The sequence below is a fragment of the Bacillus sp. J41TS8 genome (genome assembly GCF_018333035.1).
GTDB classification, from domain to species: domain Bacteria; phylum Bacillota; class Bacilli; order Bacillales; family Bacillaceae; genus Bacillus; species Bacillus paralicheniformis.
Window position 1 is genome coordinate 1 of sequence record NZ_BORF01000051.1, and the last position, 320, is coordinate 320.

The following is a 320-nucleotide window of genomic DNA, read 5'->3' on the forward strand; positions in this document are numbered from 1 at the left end:
CCGGATCACTAAGCCCGACTTTCGTCCCTGCTCGACTTGTAGGTCTCGCAGTCAAGCTCCCTTGTGCCTTTACACTCTGCGAATGATTTCCAACCATTCTGAGGGAACCTTTGGGCGCCTCCGTTACTTTTTAGGAGGCGACCGCCCCAGTCAAACTGCCCACCTGACACTGTCTCCCTGCCCGATAAGGGCAGCGGGTTAGAAGGTCAATACAGCCAGGGTAGTATCCCACCGATGCCTCCACCGAAGCTGGCGCTCCGGTTTCCAAGGCTCCTACCTATCCTGTACAAGCTGTACCAACATTCAATATCAGGCTGCAG

At 55.3% G+C, this 320-nt stretch carries 1 rRNA gene; it reads right to left on the reverse strand.

Annotated features, from left to right (window positions below):
* Positions 1–320: ribosomal RNA gene (locus tag KI350_RS22790) — 23S ribosomal RNA — on the reverse strand; the annotation flags it as partial.